This is a genomic window from Nocardioides carbamazepini, from assembly GCF_024614185.1.
In the GTDB taxonomy this organism is placed as follows: domain Bacteria; phylum Actinomycetota; class Actinomycetes; order Propionibacteriales; family Nocardioidaceae; genus Nocardioides; species Nocardioides carbamazepini.
In genome coordinates this window covers 397,411-413,009 of the sequence record NZ_JAHTLF010000016.1, presented here as the reverse complement: position 1 = coordinate 413,009, position 15,599 = coordinate 397,411, and the positions used below count along the sequence as shown (strand labels likewise).

The window sequence follows — 15,599 nt, the reverse complement described above, 5'->3', positions numbered from 1 at the left end:
TCGGTTCCTCTTTTCATGTACGTGGGTGCGTGGACTAGCGCGGCGACAGGAGAGACACGAGGTGCGGAACAACCGAGATGTCGGGAAGGTCGAGGAAGCCGGGGCGCGCGTAGGCGGGGTCCGGGTAGACGTAGTAGCCCTCGTTCGTGGGCACGCCGTACAGGCCCTTGTCGAGGAAACGCTCCTTGATGTACGCCGCGTTCGCGGTCATCTGCGCGTCGCCGAGCTCGTTGCCCCAGTGCGCGAGGACGTCGTAGCTGGTCTTCATGCCGACCATGTCCATGAGGCCCAGCGGCCCGATCGTCCGCCCGCCGATCATGAACGTGCGGTCGACGTCCTCGGGCCGCGCGATGCCGTTGGTCACCAGCGTCTGGGCCGCGTTGAGCAACGGAACGAACCAGCTGTTGACGACATAGCCGTTCTGCTCCTTGAGCACCGGGATCGGCACCATGCCGATCTCGATGGCGAACTCGGTGACCTGCGTGAGCGTCTCCCGCGCCGTTCCGGAATGGGCCATCACCTCGGCGAAGTTCATGGCCCAGATCCCATTGCCGAAGTGCAGGGCACAGAACTGCTCGGGACGACCGGTGTCGGGCGCGAAGTCGCTCGGCAGCAGGGTCGAGGAGTTGGTCGCCACGAGGGTGTGCGCCGGCAGGATGCCGGACATCTTCCGGTAGACATCGGCCTTGATGTCGGGCACCTCAGGGACCGCCTCGATGACCAGGTCAGCCTCGCCGACCGCCTCGGCGAGGTCGGTCGTGAAGCTCAGGCGCTGCCTGGTCGCCGCGATCTCCACCTCGTTCGCACCGACCTCGGACAGGTAGATCTCGGCGTACTGCTCGTGCGTGGCCCGGCAACGGTCGAGCGCGTCGGCGGTGATGTCGTAGACGACGACCGTCTTGCCCTTGAACGCACTGTGCCAGGCGATCTGGCCGCCGAGGACTCCTGCTCCCAGGACGGTCAGCTTATGGAGGGATGACATGTTGCGGCTTCTTTCCTCGAGCCCTTCGAAGGCCGGTGTGGTGGTCATCACAACCTTCAGGCCGGCGGGGCGGCCGAACAACGGCGCTCTGCCTAAGCCTTCGGGCGCAGTTGGGCACAATGCCCAAGCCGGACCGCTATGCTGCGGCTGTGAGGCGCGCCCCGAGGTTGTCGCCCGACGCCGCGGCGATCATCCGCGGCGTCTCGGAGCTGTTGCTGGACGAGCCCCCCGCCGTGCTGGCGGATCAGCACGACGCCGTCTTCGCGTCCATCCGCGAGATGTTCCGCTCGGAGCCTTCTCTGTCTGCCGAGGTGATGGCCAGCTCTCGTGGCCACAACCTCCACTGGGCCGCGTCACTCCTGCGCGACCCGGGAGAGCCGGTCGCGGTCAACCTGAGCACCGAGGTCGTCGGCATCGCACGCGACGCCTTCCGCCTGGGCGTGGCGCACGACCTCCCTGCGGCGTACCACGCGGGGAAGAGCGCGCTGTGGAGGAACTGGATGAGGTTGGCGTTCACGGTGTCCACCGCCCCGGCGCCCCTCCAGGAGGCCCTGGACGTGGCCGTCGGCTCGCTGAACCGGTACATCGACGACACTCTTGCGGCTCTGACCGAGCTGCTCGAGTCGGAGAGCGCCGAGCTGACCAGGGGCACGCACGCACAGAGGTTCGAGACCGTGAGCCTGCTCCTCGAGGGGGCGCCGATGACGACGGAGCGTGCGAGCGAGCGCCTGGGCTATCGGTTCGACCGTCGCCACACGGCTGTGGTGCTGTGGATGGATCCGCGCGAGCCGGATCCGCGCGCCCTGCGGCGTGCCGCCGAGGCCGTGGGGACGGCGACGCGGGCGCGTCAGGTGCTCAGCGTCATCGCCAGCTCCTCCTCGACGTGGACCTGGCTGGCGAACGCGGACCGGGTCGAGGCCAGCGCACTGGAAGCCGCGACCGCGCAGTTCCAGGGAGTCCGCATCGCCGTGGGGCCCGACGACACCGGTGTCGATGGCTTCCGGCGCAGCCATCTCGACGCGGTCGAGGCCCAGCGCCTGGTCCAGCGACTCCCCACACTGCGGGTGGCCACGTTCGCCGACGTACAGCTCGTGGCCCTGGCGACCCACGACGACGTCCGAGCCCGCGACTTCGTCTCTCGGTCACTGGGCCGGCTGGCGACGGCCGACCCGGAGCTGCAGTCCACGCTGCGCACCTACATCCGCGAGCAGTTCAACGCGTCGCGGGCGGCACGGGTCCTGTTCACCCATCGCAACACGGTCCTCAATCGCATCCAGCGTGCCGAGGCCATGCTCCCGGCGCCGCTGGCGACCAACGGACTCGAGATCGGCGTCGCGCTGGAGATCCTGCACTGGATGGGACCGCCGCCGGGGACCAGCGACGGGCCCCGAGCCTGAGGTCGCAGCTCGTCAGTCGGCGAGGAACGCGGCGGCCACCGGGGCGAACTGCTCGTGGTACTGGAAGATCCCGCCGTGGCCGGAGTCGGGATAGATGATCAACTCGCTGCCGCTGATGCGGCGGTGCATGTCCTCGGAGAGCGCCGTGGGCACCATGCGGTCATGATCACCGTTGGCGATCAGGACCGACGCAGGGAACGTCGACAGGTCGGAAGGCGCGGATCGGCCGAACTTCTGGATCGCCTTCAGCTGGGTGCGCAGCGCCTTGAACGTGATCGGTCGGTCCCGGTCGACCGTGCGCTCCTCGAGCCGTTCGATGAACTCCTTCGCAGCGGCCTTCCCGATCGCATCCCGGTTGAAGAACAAGAACTCCTTGGGGTCCGACCGGGTGAGGGTGGCGCGCAGTATGTCCCAGTAGGTCACGCCGACGACCTTGTCGATGTCCTTGCCACCCCGCGGTCCGGTCCCCGTCAGCACCAGCCTGCGGACCAGGTCCGGGTGCTTGACGATCAGGTCCTGGGCGATGAAGCCTCCCATCGAGAACGAGAAGATGTCGATGGTCTCCAGTCCGAGCGCCGCGATGAACTCGTAGGCGTCATCGGCAGCCGCCTCGATGGTGTCGGGAACCGTCCCGGTCGAGGCGCCGACGCCGCGCTGGTCGAAGGCGATCACGTGCCGGCGTTCGGCAATCGCATCGACGATGCGGGGGTCCCAGTTGTCCAGGGTCGCGGCGAGATGCACGAGGAAGACGACAGGGATCGCGCCCTTCGGCCCGAGCTCCCGATAGGCGTAGCTCACCTCGCCGGCCGTGATGGTGCGCGTCGGCGCCTCGGCGTACGACGTGATGGTCGGTCCCTCGCTGGTACTCATGACGGCTCTCCCCTACGTGATGTGATCGTGTGCGCGCGAGCGCGCCGTTGCCACCCGACCAGCAACGGTGGCGCTGCGAGCTCGAGGGCGACCGCGCCCACGGTGACCGCGTGGGGACGTCCTCGTTGCCGCCAGGACAGCAGGCGCGCGAGGCCGCCGACGAAGAGGCTCGAGAGTGCATAGGTCACGGCGGGCGACCTCTCCACCCGCCCGAGCTGGGACCATACGACGGGCCCCACGGCGAACTTGAACACGTTGGCGTACCGAAGGGCACTGTCCACCGTGGGCGTCACCTGCGGCGACCCGCCCGGCACCCCTCGGGGGCCCAGCACGATCTCGCGGCCGGCGCTGGCCATCGGTACCGCCGCCAGGACCCCCAGGGTCCACTGGAGACGTCGGCGGCTACGCATCGCTGGTGCGGAGTGGACCATGGTGGTGCTCATCTCGACGTGGTGGCAGCAGCGAACACCGCGTCGTTGACGGCGGTCGGGGTGATGGACACGAGTGCCAACTGCGCGCGACTGACGTTGTCGCACCGGTAGCGGCGCCTCGGGTGCCTGGAGGTGAGTGCGCGGTCGACGGCCTTGACCACCTTGCCGGGATCGCCCGCGAGCCTCTGCATACGGCCCAGCAGCTTCCGATTGCCGACGAGGTGCGATGCGTACAGCGCGCGATGGGCAGGGCTGAGCTGACTCGTCATGCGGTCGTAGTCGTCGAGAGCTCCGCCCCACATGTCGGTGCGCGTGGGGCCGGGCTCGATCAGGGACACCGGGATCCTCCATGGGCGCAGCTCGATCCGCAGGGCATCGGCCAGGGACTCGAGGGCGTACTTCGAGGCGCTGTAGGCACCGGTGCCCGGGAGCGTGATCAGCCCACTGACCGAGGACATGAACACCACCCGTCCCTGGGCCGCACGCAGCCGAGGAAGCACGGCCTGGACCACCGCGATCTGAGCAGTCACGTTGACCTCCAGCTGACGCGACAGGTCATCGAGCGCCAGCCCCTCGACGGGACCCTGGACGATGATCCCGGCGTTGTTGACGACGCCGTCCAGACGGGCCGGGAGATGGTCGGGCAGACCGGCGACGGCAGAGCGATCGGTGACATCCAGCTCGAGGGGATGCACGTTCGGCAGCCGGCCGAGGTCCTGCAGGTCGGCGGCTGAGCGCGCGGTGGCGTAGACGTCCCAGCCCCGACCACTCAGGTGCCGAGCGATGGCCAGTCCGATTCCTCGGCTGGCGCCTGTCACGAGTACCGATGGCATGTGGTTCCCCTCAAGCTCGTTGGGATGGAGTTCCGTCTCGGTGAAGTGGTGCTGGACGACGAGCGGTACGCCGCCACGCGGGCCGAGCTCGCGATCGTCGAACCGGGCGTCCACCGCCTCCGCGAGGCGAAGGCGTGGCCGTGTGCTCGGACGCGAGCCTGCTCACCGGGTCACGACGATCTTGCCGTTCGCCTTGCCCTGCTCGACGTAGGCCATCGCGTCGAGTGTCCGGTCGAACGGGAACGCCCGGTCGAGCACGGGCCGCAGGGTGCCGTCGTCGTAGAGCGCGGCCAGGGAAGCGAGCTGGGCACCGCTGGCCCGCATGAAGAAGAAGGCGTAACGCACACCGATCTTGCGGGCCCGGCGCCGGAGCTTGCGGCTGAGGAGCGCCATGACGGGTTTGAGCAGCGGCTTCCCGAGCTGGGACGCGAAGTCCGGGTCCGGCGGTCCGACGACGCTGATCGCGAGGCCGCCATGCGCCAGGACGGTCAGGGACTTCTCAAGGCTGGCAAGCCCGAGCGAGTCGAGGACGACGTCGTACCCGGACAGCACCTCGGCGAAGTCCTGCTGCGTGTAGTCGACGACCTCGTCCGCACCCAGCGCACGGACCTTGTCGACGTCCTTGGTGCGCGCCGTGGTGGCGACATGGGCACCGAGATGTCTGGCGACCTGGATCACGGTCGAGCCCAGACCGCCGGCCCCGGCGTGGACCAGCACCTTCTGACCCGGCCGCACCTTGGCGACCTCCACCAGGGCCTGCCACGCCGCGAGGGCGACGAGGGGCACGGCGGCCGCCTCCTCGAACGACAGCGAGGACGGCTTCAGCGCGACATCCGCGACGTCGATGGCGATGGTCTCGGCGAACGTCCCGATCCTCAGGTCTCGCGGTCGGGCGTAGATCTCGTCGCCCGGCTTGAAGGCCCGTACCCCGGAGCCGACCTGCGTGACGACGCCGGAGACGTCGTGGCCGAGGACGAAGGGTCGCCGGTACTTCAGCAGCTGCTTGAACTCACCGTTGCGGACCATCTTGTCGAGCGGGTTGATGCTGGCGGCACGCACGTCGACCAGCACGTCCCGCGGTCCCGGCACAGGGGTCGGCACGTCCGCGAGCTGTAGCCCGTCGGGGCCGTACTGCCGGACGACGAAAGCTCTCATGAGGTCTCCTGGTGATGCTTGCGCGTGGACGTGGCGTCGTCGGCGATCTTGTGCTCGCGGGCCATGCCTCGCCATGGCTCCCCTCCGGGGCCTGGTTTGCCATCATAGCAGTATGACCATACTGCAAACTGTCCTGCACGGGACGCCGGCGTCCCACTCACGCCGAGGACGGCGAGTCGGGCCTCGCGGATCAGTGCCGCCGGCGAGCTGCCCTCCTGGCTCAGTCGCTGTTGAAGGGTGCGCAACGAGAGGCTGAGCTCTCGGGCCAGCGCTCCCGGGTCGTATGCCGGGTCCGCACAACTGTGGCGTACCAGGGCGCCGGCCTGTTCCCTGAGCCGGTGAGCCCGGCCGGCGTCAGCGCGGGCGATGAGCTCGAACGCCCGCTCGGCAGCGTCCACGAACGAGTCGCGGTCGAGGGATCGTGCCTGCTGACACCCAGGCTGTCCTCGCCATCGCGGTCGACCTCGACGGACCGGCGTTCGTAGGCGATGGCGTCGGACCAGAAGTCGACCAGCTGCACGCGCCCTGCGCGCTGCGCAGGGCGGAGCCGCGGCGAACGTCGAGACGCTGCTGCACATCATGTTCGGAGACACCAGCCTCGCGAGCGACGACACCGTGGTGGAGCACTGGCGCTCCTCCATGTCGGCGCTGGACACCACGATCGGGGACGCGGCCTACCAGGTGATCCACCGGGGTCGCATCTACGAGGAGCTCCACGGCGTGACGGTTCCGGTGCTCGCGATCGCGGGCGACGAGGATCACGCCTACCCCCAGCCGATCTCAGGCCGCAACATCGCGGCGGCCACGGGAGGACGTGAAGAGACCGTCCCGCGCGCCGGACACTCGGTCGCGCTGGAGCAGCCCGAGATCGTGGCGCAGCTGCTGCTCACACACCTCGAGCAGAGCCCCTGAGAAGAAGCAGTCCCGTCCCTGGTCAGTCCGTGCGCATCCGGTCGAGCGAGTATTCCGCGCTGGCGTAGAGACCGCCCTGCGGCTGCCCAGCGGGAAGGTCCGAGTAGTGGTCGCCGTGAGCTTCGGCGTTGTCGACCGGGACGAATCCGACCGTGCGAGCAGATGCGAGGCTCCACCAACGCTGCGTGTTCTGGGAGACGGCGTAGAAGGTGGCGTGTTGCTGGGGAGCGGTCATTGCGGCCTGGAAGGCCCGGAGCGCGTCGTCAGGACTGAGCCAGGTGTGTAGTTCTCGTGCGGATCCCGGCGCTTGTTCGTAGCTGCCGATCCGGATGACGATGGTGCTGAGGTGGAACTTGTCCGCGTAAAGACGACACAGCGCCTCACCTGCGACCTTCGATGCTCCGTAGAACCCGTCAGGGCGAGGGGGCATGCTCTCGTCGACGGTCGTGTCGGTGTCGTAGAAGCCGGTCACCCGGTTGCTGCTGGCGTAGACGACCCGGCTGACACCGGCTCGTCGCGCCGCTTCGAGGACGTGGTAGGTGCCGACGATATTGACCTCTGCGAGGTCGTGGAAGTCCGCTTCATCGGGGAGGCCACCCAGGTGCACAACACCTGAACAGTCCGCGAAAGCAGTCTCCAGACCGGCGAGATCGCGAACATCGCCGCGGACGGGATGATCCGACATGGACACTGCGGTGATCTCAGCGAGATCGATTGATACGAGCTCGACGGCCTGAGTTGACAGGAACTCGCGGAGGGCGCGCCCGATGTTTCCTGCCGCGCCCGTGACCGCCCAGCGTTGTCCCCCTAGCTCGTTCATGACAGTGACGCTAGTCAACGACGCCGACATCACGGCGGTGGCAGCGCCGGTCAGCCCTCGCTGATCGTCATCGACTCGACGCGGTCGCCGGCCACGGCGAAATCGAAGCGGCTGCGCCCGTTGGCGTGGCTGCTCCGCCAGTCGCCGATCACCACGACGACTCCGTCCTCCGGGGTGCTGACCGACTCGACGGTCAGGGTGCCCCGCGCTCCGATCAGCTCGCGGCTGCTCCAGCCGTCGATGGCCTCGCGGCCCCTGAAGACGCGGCCCCAGTCGTCGACGAAGCCGTCGGCGGTGAAGCAGTCGAGGAAGCGCGCCTCGTCCTGGTCGTTGATGGCCGCCACCATGGACGCGGCGGGCTCGGGGATCTCGATGGTCATCTGGTCCTCCTCGGTAGTGGGTCCACGGTCGGGCTCGCGGGCAGATCGACACTCGGACCGTACCGACCTGCCCGTGAGCCGTCGCCGGTCAGCGGGTGGTGTAGCCGCCGTTGGCGAAGATCGTCTGGCCGGTGATCCACCCGCCCTCGGTGGCGAGGAAGCGCACGATCGGAGCGATGTCCTCGATCCGGGTGAGCTGGTCGCCCATCGCCTGCGACTTGTGGAACGCCACCCTCTCCGGGGTCTCCTGGCCGTAGAAGAAGGGGGTGTCCATGGGCCCGGGGGCGATCGCGTTGACCGAGATGCCGCGCGGCGCGAACTCCTTCGCGGCGGCCCGCGTGAAGTGCTCGACCGGCGACTTGCCGCCGGCGTAGGTGGAGTAGCCGTCGGTGAAGGCGGCCAGGAGCGAGGTCACGATGGTGATCACCCTGCCGTTGTCGGCGAGGTGGCGGCCCGCTTCGCGGAGGAAGAAGTACGCCGCCTTCGCGTTCACGTCGAGCATGTCGTCGTACTCGGCCTCGGTCGTGTCGACCATGGGCTTGCGCAGGACCTTGCCGACCGTGTTGACCGCGATGTCGATGGGCCCGAGGGCCGCGGCCGCGTCGGCGAAGAGCCGCTCGACGTTCTCGACCGTGGTCAGGTCGCCGGTGAGCAGGACACCCTTGCCGCCCGCGGCCTCGACCGCTGCCAGCGTCTCCTCGGCGGCGGGGCGGGTCGACTCGGAGTTGTAGTGGATCGCGACGTTCGCACCGGCCTCGCCGGCCTGCCGGCTGATCAGGCCACCGAGGTTCTTGGCGCCGGCGGCGACGAGGACGTTCTTGCCTTCGAGGGTGGGGACGGGCATGGGCCACTTCCTTCCTATCTCAGCGATACAGCATTCCTGTATCGCTCTTCAGTGGCTACTGTATCGATGTGACAGCAGAACGCAAGAGCGATACACGGCAAGAGCTCCTGGAGGCGGCTGCCGCGCTGATCAGCGACGCACCGGGCCAGGACGTGCCGTTGCGCGCGATCTGCGAACGGGTCGGCGTGAAGCTGCCGACGCTGTACCACTTCTTCGGGAGCAAGGACGGCCTGTTGGAGGCCGTCATCGACTACGGCTTCGAGAGCTACCTGTCGCTCAAGAAGGCCACCGAGCCGACCGGGGACCCGGTCGAGGACATCCGGCGTGGCTGGGACGCCCACGTCCGGTTCGGCCTCGACAACGCGGGCTTCTACGCCCTGATGTACGGACAGGTGACCCCGCACCGCCGTCCCGCGGCCGCGGCCGGCCCGCACGCCGCGCTGCTCCGGCTGTGCCGGGACGCCGAGGCACAGGGCCGGCTGGCCGTGCCGGCCGCGGGGGCGGCCGACCACGTGCTCGCCGCCAACGTCGGCGTGACCCTCTTCCTCATCACCGCCGAGGAGCCGGACCTCGCGTTGGCGGCGCAGGTGCGCGACGCCACGGTCGCCGCGATCACCGGCGTGGCGACACCGACCTCGGCCGCCCCGGACACCCGACGCCTGCAGGCCCGCCAGATGCTGCAGGCCCTGTCCGGGGCCGAGAAGGACCTCGGCCGGGCCGAGGTCGCCCTGCTGCGCAAGTGGCTCAGCACGCTCGCCGGCACCGACCCGGCCTGAGCCCCAGCGGCCTCAGCCCGCCCGGAGCCCGTCGTGGCGAGCGGCGAGCCGACGCCACATGTCCCAGGCGCGCCCGACCTGGCCCGCATTGGTCTCCGCGGCCGAGCGGCCCTCGCCGTCCGTGAGCGGTACGACGTCGGCGAGGTGCCGGCTGCGCAGCTGCAGCGCCGCGTTCTCCTCGGCGTACACCGCTCGATAGACCGCCAGCGGCAGCGACGCCCCGACCGCGACCGAGCCGTGACCGCGCATCAGCGCGAAGGGCGCGTCCCCCAGCGTGGCGGCCAGCGCGGCCCCCAGCGCGGCATCGCGGACCAGCAGGTCGGTCGCGTCGCCGGCGACGTCGCGGATCTCGAACCGGGCGACGCCGCCGACCAGGAACCCGGCCATGTGGAACAGCGCCTGCAGCGGTGTCGACGAGAGCCCGAACGGGATCACCGACGCCGAGTGGCTGTGGACGACGGCGTGCACGTCGGGCCGGGCGCGATAGATCTCGGCATGGATGAACCGCTCCAGGTACGACGGCGCCGGGTCGCTCGTGATGCCGTCGAGGTCGTACTCCTGCACGTCCGCCGGCGTCACCAGCACGGGCGCCATGTTGCGCGCCAGCAGGAACCGGTCGGCACGCTCGGCGCTGCGCACGCTCACGTGCCCGAACGCGTCGAGCACGCCCTGGTCGAACAGGATGTGGTTGGCCTGGGCGAGCTGGATCCGCAGGTCCGCATCGGTCATCGTGGGCCCTCCTCGAAGGTGGCGCCGGCCGCGCGGAGCAGCGCGGCCAGGTCGTCGTCGGACGTCGCGCGCAGGTTGTTGGCGCGGAACGGGTTGCGGGTGCTCGCCTCCAGCATGCGCGGGCCGTCGACCGGCCCGTGCCCGATGGCGGCGAACGACGGCACCAGGCCGAGCTCGTCGAGCAGGGTGTCGATCAGGGGAAGCAGCGCGAGCACGTCGTCGCCCAGCAGCGGCGCGTTGAAGCGCGCCACGTGCGGGAGCAGGACCGCGTTCTGGAGCCCGTGCGGCACCCGCACCGCCGGCGAGGACGAGAGCGCGTGGACCAGCGCAAGCCCGCTGTTGCCGCAGGCCATGTTGGCGGCGCAGCTGGCCTCGAGCAGCTCCTGCAGCGCCTCGTCGTTGGCACCGGCGGCGTTGCGGCCGTCCTCGGCCCCCGCGGCCGCGGCGGGCAGCCGCGCGATGATCGACCGCGCCGCGGGGATCGCGGTGGCGGCGGTGAAGTAGCTCGCGCCGCGGGCCCACAGCGCCTCCAGCGCGTGGGAGAGCGCGTCGAGGGCGGAGTAGACGAGCGGACCGCGCGGCAGCGTCCGGAGCACCGTCGCGTCGAGCACCGCCGCTCGCGGCGCGCAGAGCTCCCCGCGGACGACGATCTCGTTGTCGCGCCCGGCCTCGTGGAGGACGAGGGCGTTGGAGACCTCGCTGCCGCTGCCGGCCGTGGTCGGCACCGCGATGGTCGGCGCCGGCCGCTCGCCCACCTTGTCGCGGCCCTCGTAGGCGTCGATCCGCTGGTCGTTGGTGAGCCGGATGCCGACCGCCTTGCCCACCCCGAGCGCGGACCCGCCCCCGATGGCGAGCACGCAGCGCGCGCCGGCCGCCCGGGCCTGGGCTGCGGCCTGCTCGGCCACCTCGACGTCGGGGTCCGGGTCGACCAGGGCCGTGCTGACCACGATCGCCTCCGGCGCGTGGCCGAGCACCCGGTCGAGGACGCCGGCCCGGTCGAGCGCGGTGTCCGCGACGACCGCGACCTCGCGGTGCCCGAAGCCCGCGACGAGGGCGTCGAGGCGGGCCAGGCTGCCCAGCCCGGTCACCACCTCGGTCCGGACGGCGTACCGCGGGAAGGTCGCGCTCATGTGAGCTCCGAGGTGATCAGGTCGGCGGCACCGGTCCGGCACACGCTGGACTCCAGCAGCCGGGCGCACGACGGGCAGACGTACTCGCGCAGCTCGAGCTCCTCGTGCAGCCGCAGCAGCGGGCCGTGTGACTCCGGCGCGACGGTACGACGGCGCGCGCTCCGCTTCCAGTCCGGCCCCGCGCCCAGGTCGTGCCCGCAGGAGCAGCGCACGTGACCGTCCGCGCCCACCGTGAGGTCGGGTGTGAGACAGGCGCCGTCGGGGTCGGCCCGGTCGCTCGTCGACGCCGTGGTCGACACCGGCTCCCCCAGCCGGTCCGCGCGGATCTCGGCACGCCGCGCGGCGGTCGCGGCAGCGTCCACCTCGAGCCGCTCGTCGAGCACGACGCCGTAGATCGCCGACGCCGAGTCGCGGCTGACCTGCCTGGTCGCCACGTCCTGGCCGACGAGGGCGGGATCGCGGTCGACCGGATCGCCGTACCCACCGCCGCCCTGGAAGCTGTAGGCGACGACATCGCCGCGGCGCAGCGTGAAGAAGCCCGGCTTGGCGTTCATGACCTCCCGCTCGCCGGCCCAGGCCCCGTGGTCCGCGGCCGAGTGCACCAGGCCGACGGGCGAGACCCCCTCGACCCGGTGCAGCAGCTCGTTGCGGTTGCACGAGCCCTCCAGGCCGCCGAAGATGCCCGCGCTGTTGGGCACCTCGACCCCGTGGCCGATCAGCATCGCCTGCAGCTGGTCGGTGCCGTGCGGCGTGAGCGCCAGGCCGACGGTCGACCCACCCCGCTGCCGGCCGGCACCCGACGAGTCGGGCACGATCCCCCGGTAGAGGAAGAGGATCTGGCCGTCCGCCTCGTGCGACTCCACATTGGCGATGGCGGGACGCGGGACGCAGAAGTCGCCCGAGGCCGTGAGCCCGTCGTGGTCGCCGTACGCGCCACCGCCGCCGGCGGTGGAGTCGAGCAGGAAGGTGCCGTAGGGGTCGCCGTCCGGGTAGAGGCCGTTGAGGACCATGACGCTCATCGATCCCTTGGTCACGCCCGCGCCGTGCCGCGCCACCTCCGGCGAGGTCGTCACCAGGCGCGAGAGCGCGGCGAACGAGACGTTGGTGACCACCCACACCGCCGAGACCGTGGCGCTGGAGACCGGTGCCGGCCACGTGGCGTTGGCGACCGTGCCCTTCGGAGCGGTGATCGACACCGGGCGCAGGAGTCCCTCGTTCCAGCGCAGGTTCGGCGCCAGCGTGGGCAGCAGCGCGGTGAAGACGCCGGCGACCAGGCCCGACCAGGTGCAGTTGATGAAGCCCGGGGCCTGCTCCGAGGTGCCGGTGAAGTCGAAGTCGAGCGCGTCGCCGGTCTTGGTCACCGTGAGCCGGAACTCGTACAGCTTGTTCTCGTGACCGTCGTGCTCGATCCAGTCCACGGCACGGAAGACGCCGTCGGGCAGCGCGCCCAGCACCTGGCGCAGCTCGCGCTCGGAGTGGTCGAGCTCGTGGGCCATCACCTCCAGCACCGTCTCCAGCCCGTAGCGCTCGAAGAGCTCGGTGAGCCGTCCGGCGGCGACGTTGTTGGCCGCGATCATCGCCTTGAAGTCCAGTCCCACCGTGGTGGGCATCCGGGTCATGCCCATCAGCATCGCCCAGAGGTCGGACCGGATCTCGCCCCGCTCGACGAGCTTGATGCCGGGCAGCAGCATGGCCTCCTCCTGGATGCCGCGTGCTCCGAGGCTCCAGCTGCCGAAGTTCATGCCGCCCACGTCGATCTGGTGCGCGCACGCACCGACCCAGGCGACCCGCCGGCCCTCCGCGAAGACCGGCGCGACGAAGGTGACGTCCATCTGGTGCAGGGCACCCTTGTAGGGATCGTTGAGGACGAACATGTCGCCCTCCTCGATCCCCGGGTTGTCCTCGCAGTCGGTGATGATGTTGCGGACGACGCTGGCCATCGAGCCCGAGTGGAAGAGCACCTGGGGGCCCATCGTGACCACGGAGCCGTCGCCGAGGTAGATGCCGACGTTGAAGTCGGTGGCCTCGGTGACCACCGGCGAGCCCGAGACGTTCTTGAGGGTGATCGCCTGCTCCTCGGTGATCGCCGAGAGCTTGTTGCGGATCACCTCGAAGGTGATCGGGTCGAGTGCGGTGGTGCTCATGCGTCTGCTCCTGCCGTGCCGGCGGCCGCGCCGCCCTGCGGGGTGGTCTCGGGGGTGATCAGCAGGTTGCCGATCGCGTCGACGTGCACCTGCTGGCCGTGGGCGACGTAGACCGTGGTGGTCGGGTGCTCGACAACGACCGGTCCGGCCAGCTGGCGGTCCGGCACCATCGCGTCCCAGTCGACGACAGCCGCGTCGAGCCAGTCCCCCGCCCGTACGTCGAACACCGGCCGGGTCCGTGCCGCGTCATCGGTCCGCGGCACGAATGCGCGGAAGGCCGGCTTCACCGTGCGGCCGATGCCAGCCACCCGGAACGTGGTCAGCTCGATGCCGGCCTCGCGGAAGCCCGACCCCTTGCCGTAGGTCTCCTCGTAGGTGCGCTCGAAGAGCAGCACCAGCTCGCGCAGGCAGTCCGGATCGGCGAGGTCGCCGGCCACCGGGATGATCAGCTCGTGGGTCTGGCTGCGGTAGCGCATGTCCACCGACCGGTCGATCACGATGTCGGCCTCGGCGACGTCGTCGCCGGCGAGCTTGGCCAGCACCTCCGCCTCGAGCTCCTTGAAGATCGCCTCGACGTGCGAGCGGTCGAACTCCTCCCACGGCGCGGCGCTCGCCCGCGAGCTGCGCAGCGACTCCGACCGCTCGGCGCCGTGGTGGATGTCGGCGCTCAGTGCGCCGTACGCGCTGTGCGCCATCGACGTCGCCGGCACGACGATCGACGCCACGCCGAGCTCCGCGCCGAAGCCCGCGCAGTGCATCGGGCCGGCGCCGCCGTACGCGTAGAGGACGAAGTCGCGCGGGTCGTGCCCGCGGCCGACGGTCAGCTCGCGCAGCGTGTCGGCCATCCGGGCGTCCACGATCTCGCGGATGCCGGCGGCCGCCTCGACCACGCTGATGCCCAGCGGCTCGGCGATCTGGGTGCGGATCGCCTCCTCCGCGGCAGCCTTGTCGATCGCCATCCGGCCGCCGAGGAAGTTGTCGGGGTCGATCACGCCGAGGGCGACGTCGGCATCGGTGACGGTCACCTGCGTGCCGCCCCGCTGGTAGCAGACCGGTCCGGGATAGGAGCCGGCGCTGGCGGGGCCGACGCGGAGCTTGCCGGTGACGACCGTGGCGATCGAGCCGCCGCCCGCGCCGATCGCCGTGATGTCGACCATCGGCGTCGCGACGTGGTACTTCGCGACCTCGGTGACCGCCTTGACGACCGGCTTGCCGTCGACGACGAGGCCGACGTCGAAGCTGGTGCCGCCCATGTCGGAGGTGATGATGTTGCGGTGCCCGAGCTGCGCGGCCAGGTGATGCGAGCCGAGCACGCCGCCGGTGGGGCCGCTGCCGAGCAGGAGGACGCCGCGCTGGGCCGCGTCCCGCGCGTTCATCACGCCGCCGATGCTGTTGAGCACGCTGAACCGGCCGGCCAGGCCCTCCTCGCGCAGCCGCGCCTCCAGGCTCTCCAGGTAGCGCTCGACGACCGGGCCGAGGTAGCTGTTGAGCACCGTGGTCGCTGTGCGCTCGTACTCGCCGAGCACCGGGTTCACCTCGCTCGACAGGCTGACGTACGCCGCCGGGCCGGCGATCTCGCGGATGATCTCCCCGATCCGCTGCTCGTGCGCCGGGTGGCGGAACGACCACAGCAGGCACACCGCGAACGACGCGATGCCTGCGTCGACCAGGCGGCGCACCTCGACGCGGACCGCCTCCTCGTCCAGGGGCAGGACGACCTGTCCCGCGTGGTCGACCCGCTCGGGCACCTCGGCGATGAGGTCGCGCGGCACGATCGGGTCGGGGTAGGACCGCTCGCTGAAGTCGCCGAGCCTCTCCACGGGGACGCCGGCGGTGAAGCCCATCAGCCGCTGGATGATCAGCGTGTCGCCGAAGCCCCGGGTGGTGAGGAGCCCGGTCGGCCGTCCGCGGCGCTCGATGAGCGCGTTGGTCGCCTGCGTGGTGCCGTGCCCGAAGGTGACGACCTTGGCCAGCAGCTCCCGCACGGTCTCGCCGCGGTGCTCGGCGACCAGGGCGAGGGCGTCGAAGACGCCGACGTCCAGGGAGTCGGGCGTCGTCGGCGCCTTGGTCGCATAGACGCTGCCCACGGCGTCCATCACCACGATGTCGGTGAAGGTGCCGCCGGTGTCGACGCCGACGTAGAGGTCCTGGCCCGGGCCGGGGCCGCTGTCGTGCTGAGTGGTCATGGTCATTCCT

Annotated in this window: 14 protein-coding genes and 1 pseudogene; 3 read left to right on the top strand and 12 right to left on the bottom strand. The window is 70.5% G+C overall.

What is annotated here, in order from left to right:
* Nucleotides 1-34: 34 nt before the first annotated feature.
* On the bottom strand, nt 35-982 hold the full coding sequence (locus tag KVF89_RS14725; protein WP_257426567.1) for a 3-hydroxyacyl-CoA dehydrogenase: 948 nt from the start codon (nt 980-982) through the stop codon (nt 35-37).
* Between the two features lie 149 nt (nt 983-1,131).
* Here KVF89_RS14725 and KVF89_RS14720 point away from each other — a divergent pair, with 149 nt between their 5' ends.
* Nucleotides 1,132-2,379 (top strand): PucR family transcriptional regulator, encoded by a 1,248-nt coding sequence (locus KVF89_RS14720; protein ID WP_257426565.1) that lies wholly within the window; start codon nt 1,132-1,134, stop codon nt 2,377-2,379.
* Nucleotides 2,380-2,391: 12 nt separating this feature from the next.
* Here the strand turns inward: KVF89_RS14720 and KVF89_RS14715 are convergent, their stop codons facing one another.
* The 4 genes from KVF89_RS14715 to KVF89_RS14700 are packed head-to-tail and all read right to left on the bottom strand — an operon-like array spanning nt 2,392 to nt 5,668.
* Nucleotides 2,392-3,249, bottom strand: a complete 858-nt coding sequence (locus KVF89_RS14715; RefSeq protein WP_257426564.1) for an alpha/beta fold hydrolase — start codon at nt 3,247-3,249, stop codon at nt 2,392-2,394.
* A complete protein-coding gene (locus tag KVF89_RS14710; RefSeq protein ID WP_257426563.1) occupies nt 3,246-3,692 on the bottom strand; it encodes a DUF4345 domain-containing protein in 447 nt (148 codons plus the stop codon). Before KVF89_RS14710 ends, KVF89_RS14715 begins: the two co-directional genes overlap by 4 nt.
* Nucleotides 3,689-4,627: an SDR family oxidoreductase gene (locus KVF89_RS14705; protein ID WP_257426562.1), complete on the bottom strand. Its 939-nt coding sequence runs from the start codon at nt 4,625-4,627 to the stop codon at nt 3,689-3,691. Before KVF89_RS14705 ends, KVF89_RS14710 begins: the two co-directional genes overlap by 4 nt.
* Before the next feature lie 48 nt (nt 4,628-4,675).
* Entirely contained in the window at nt 4,676-5,668 is a 993-nt protein-coding gene (locus tag KVF89_RS14700) for an NADP-dependent oxidoreductase (protein ID WP_257426561.1), read from the bottom strand.
* Nucleotides 5,669-6,181: 513 nt separating this feature from the next.
* On the opposite strand from KVF89_RS14700, the pseudogene KVF89_RS14695 reads away from it, so the two are divergent.
* Nucleotides 6,182-6,580: pseudogene (locus KVF89_RS14695) on the top strand (alpha/beta hydrolase); the annotation flags it as partial.
* Nucleotides 6,581-6,602: 22 nt separating this feature from the next.
* Here the strand turns inward: KVF89_RS14695 and KVF89_RS14690 are convergent.
* The 3 genes from KVF89_RS14690 to KVF89_RS14680 all read right to left on the bottom strand — a co-directional run bounded on the left by KVF89_RS14690 (nt 6,603) and on the right by KVF89_RS14680 (nt 8,624).
* Nucleotides 6,603-7,400, bottom strand: coding sequence for an NAD-dependent epimerase/dehydratase family protein (locus KVF89_RS14690; protein ID WP_257426558.1), 798 nt, complete (start codon nt 7,398-7,400; stop codon nt 6,603-6,605).
* Between the two features lie 50 nt (nt 7,401-7,450).
* On the bottom strand, nt 7,451-7,780 hold the full coding sequence (locus tag KVF89_RS14685) for a Cif family virulence factor (RefSeq protein WP_257426557.1): 330 nt from the start codon (nt 7,778-7,780) through the stop codon (nt 7,451-7,453).
* Between the two features lie 88 nt (nt 7,781-7,868).
* The gene (locus KVF89_RS14680) at nt 7,869-8,624 is read right to left on the bottom strand and encodes an SDR family oxidoreductase (RefSeq protein WP_257426555.1); all 756 of its coding nucleotides are present in this window, start codon (nt 8,622-8,624) and stop codon (nt 7,869-7,871) included.
* Nucleotides 8,625-8,692: 68 nt separating this feature from the next.
* Here KVF89_RS14680 and KVF89_RS14675 point away from each other — a divergent pair, with 68 nt between their 5' ends.
* Nucleotides 8,693-9,400, top strand: a complete 708-nt coding sequence (locus KVF89_RS14675; RefSeq protein ID WP_257426553.1) for a TetR/AcrR family transcriptional regulator — start codon at nt 8,693-8,695, stop codon at nt 9,398-9,400.
* Nucleotides 9,401-9,412: 12 nt separating this feature from the next.
* Here the strand turns inward: KVF89_RS14675 and KVF89_RS14670 are convergent, their stop codons facing one another.
* The 4 genes from KVF89_RS14670 to KVF89_RS14655 are packed head-to-tail and all read right to left on the bottom strand — an operon-like array spanning nt 9,413 to nt 15,589.
* On the bottom strand, nt 9,413-10,129 hold the full coding sequence (locus tag KVF89_RS14670) for a class II aldolase/adducin family protein (RefSeq protein WP_257426552.1): 717 nt from the start codon (nt 10,127-10,129) through the stop codon (nt 9,413-9,415).
* Entirely contained in the window at nt 10,126-11,259 is a 1,134-nt protein-coding gene (locus KVF89_RS14665) for an iron-containing alcohol dehydrogenase family protein (RefSeq protein WP_257426550.1), read from the bottom strand. The genes KVF89_RS14670 and KVF89_RS14665 overlap by 4 nt, the downstream gene beginning before the upstream one ends.
* Entirely contained in the window at nt 11,256-13,403 is a 2,148-nt protein-coding gene (locus tag KVF89_RS14660) for a hydantoinase B/oxoprolinase family protein (protein ID WP_257426548.1), read from the bottom strand. The genes KVF89_RS14665 and KVF89_RS14660 overlap by 4 nt, the downstream gene beginning before the upstream one ends.
* The gene (locus KVF89_RS14655) at nt 13,400-15,589 is read right to left on the bottom strand and encodes a hydantoinase/oxoprolinase family protein (RefSeq protein ID WP_257426546.1); all 2,190 of its coding nucleotides are present in this window, start codon (nt 15,587-15,589) and stop codon (nt 13,400-13,402) included. The genes KVF89_RS14660 and KVF89_RS14655 overlap by 4 nt, the downstream gene beginning before the upstream one ends.
* Nucleotides 15,590-15,599 lie beyond the last annotated feature (10 nt).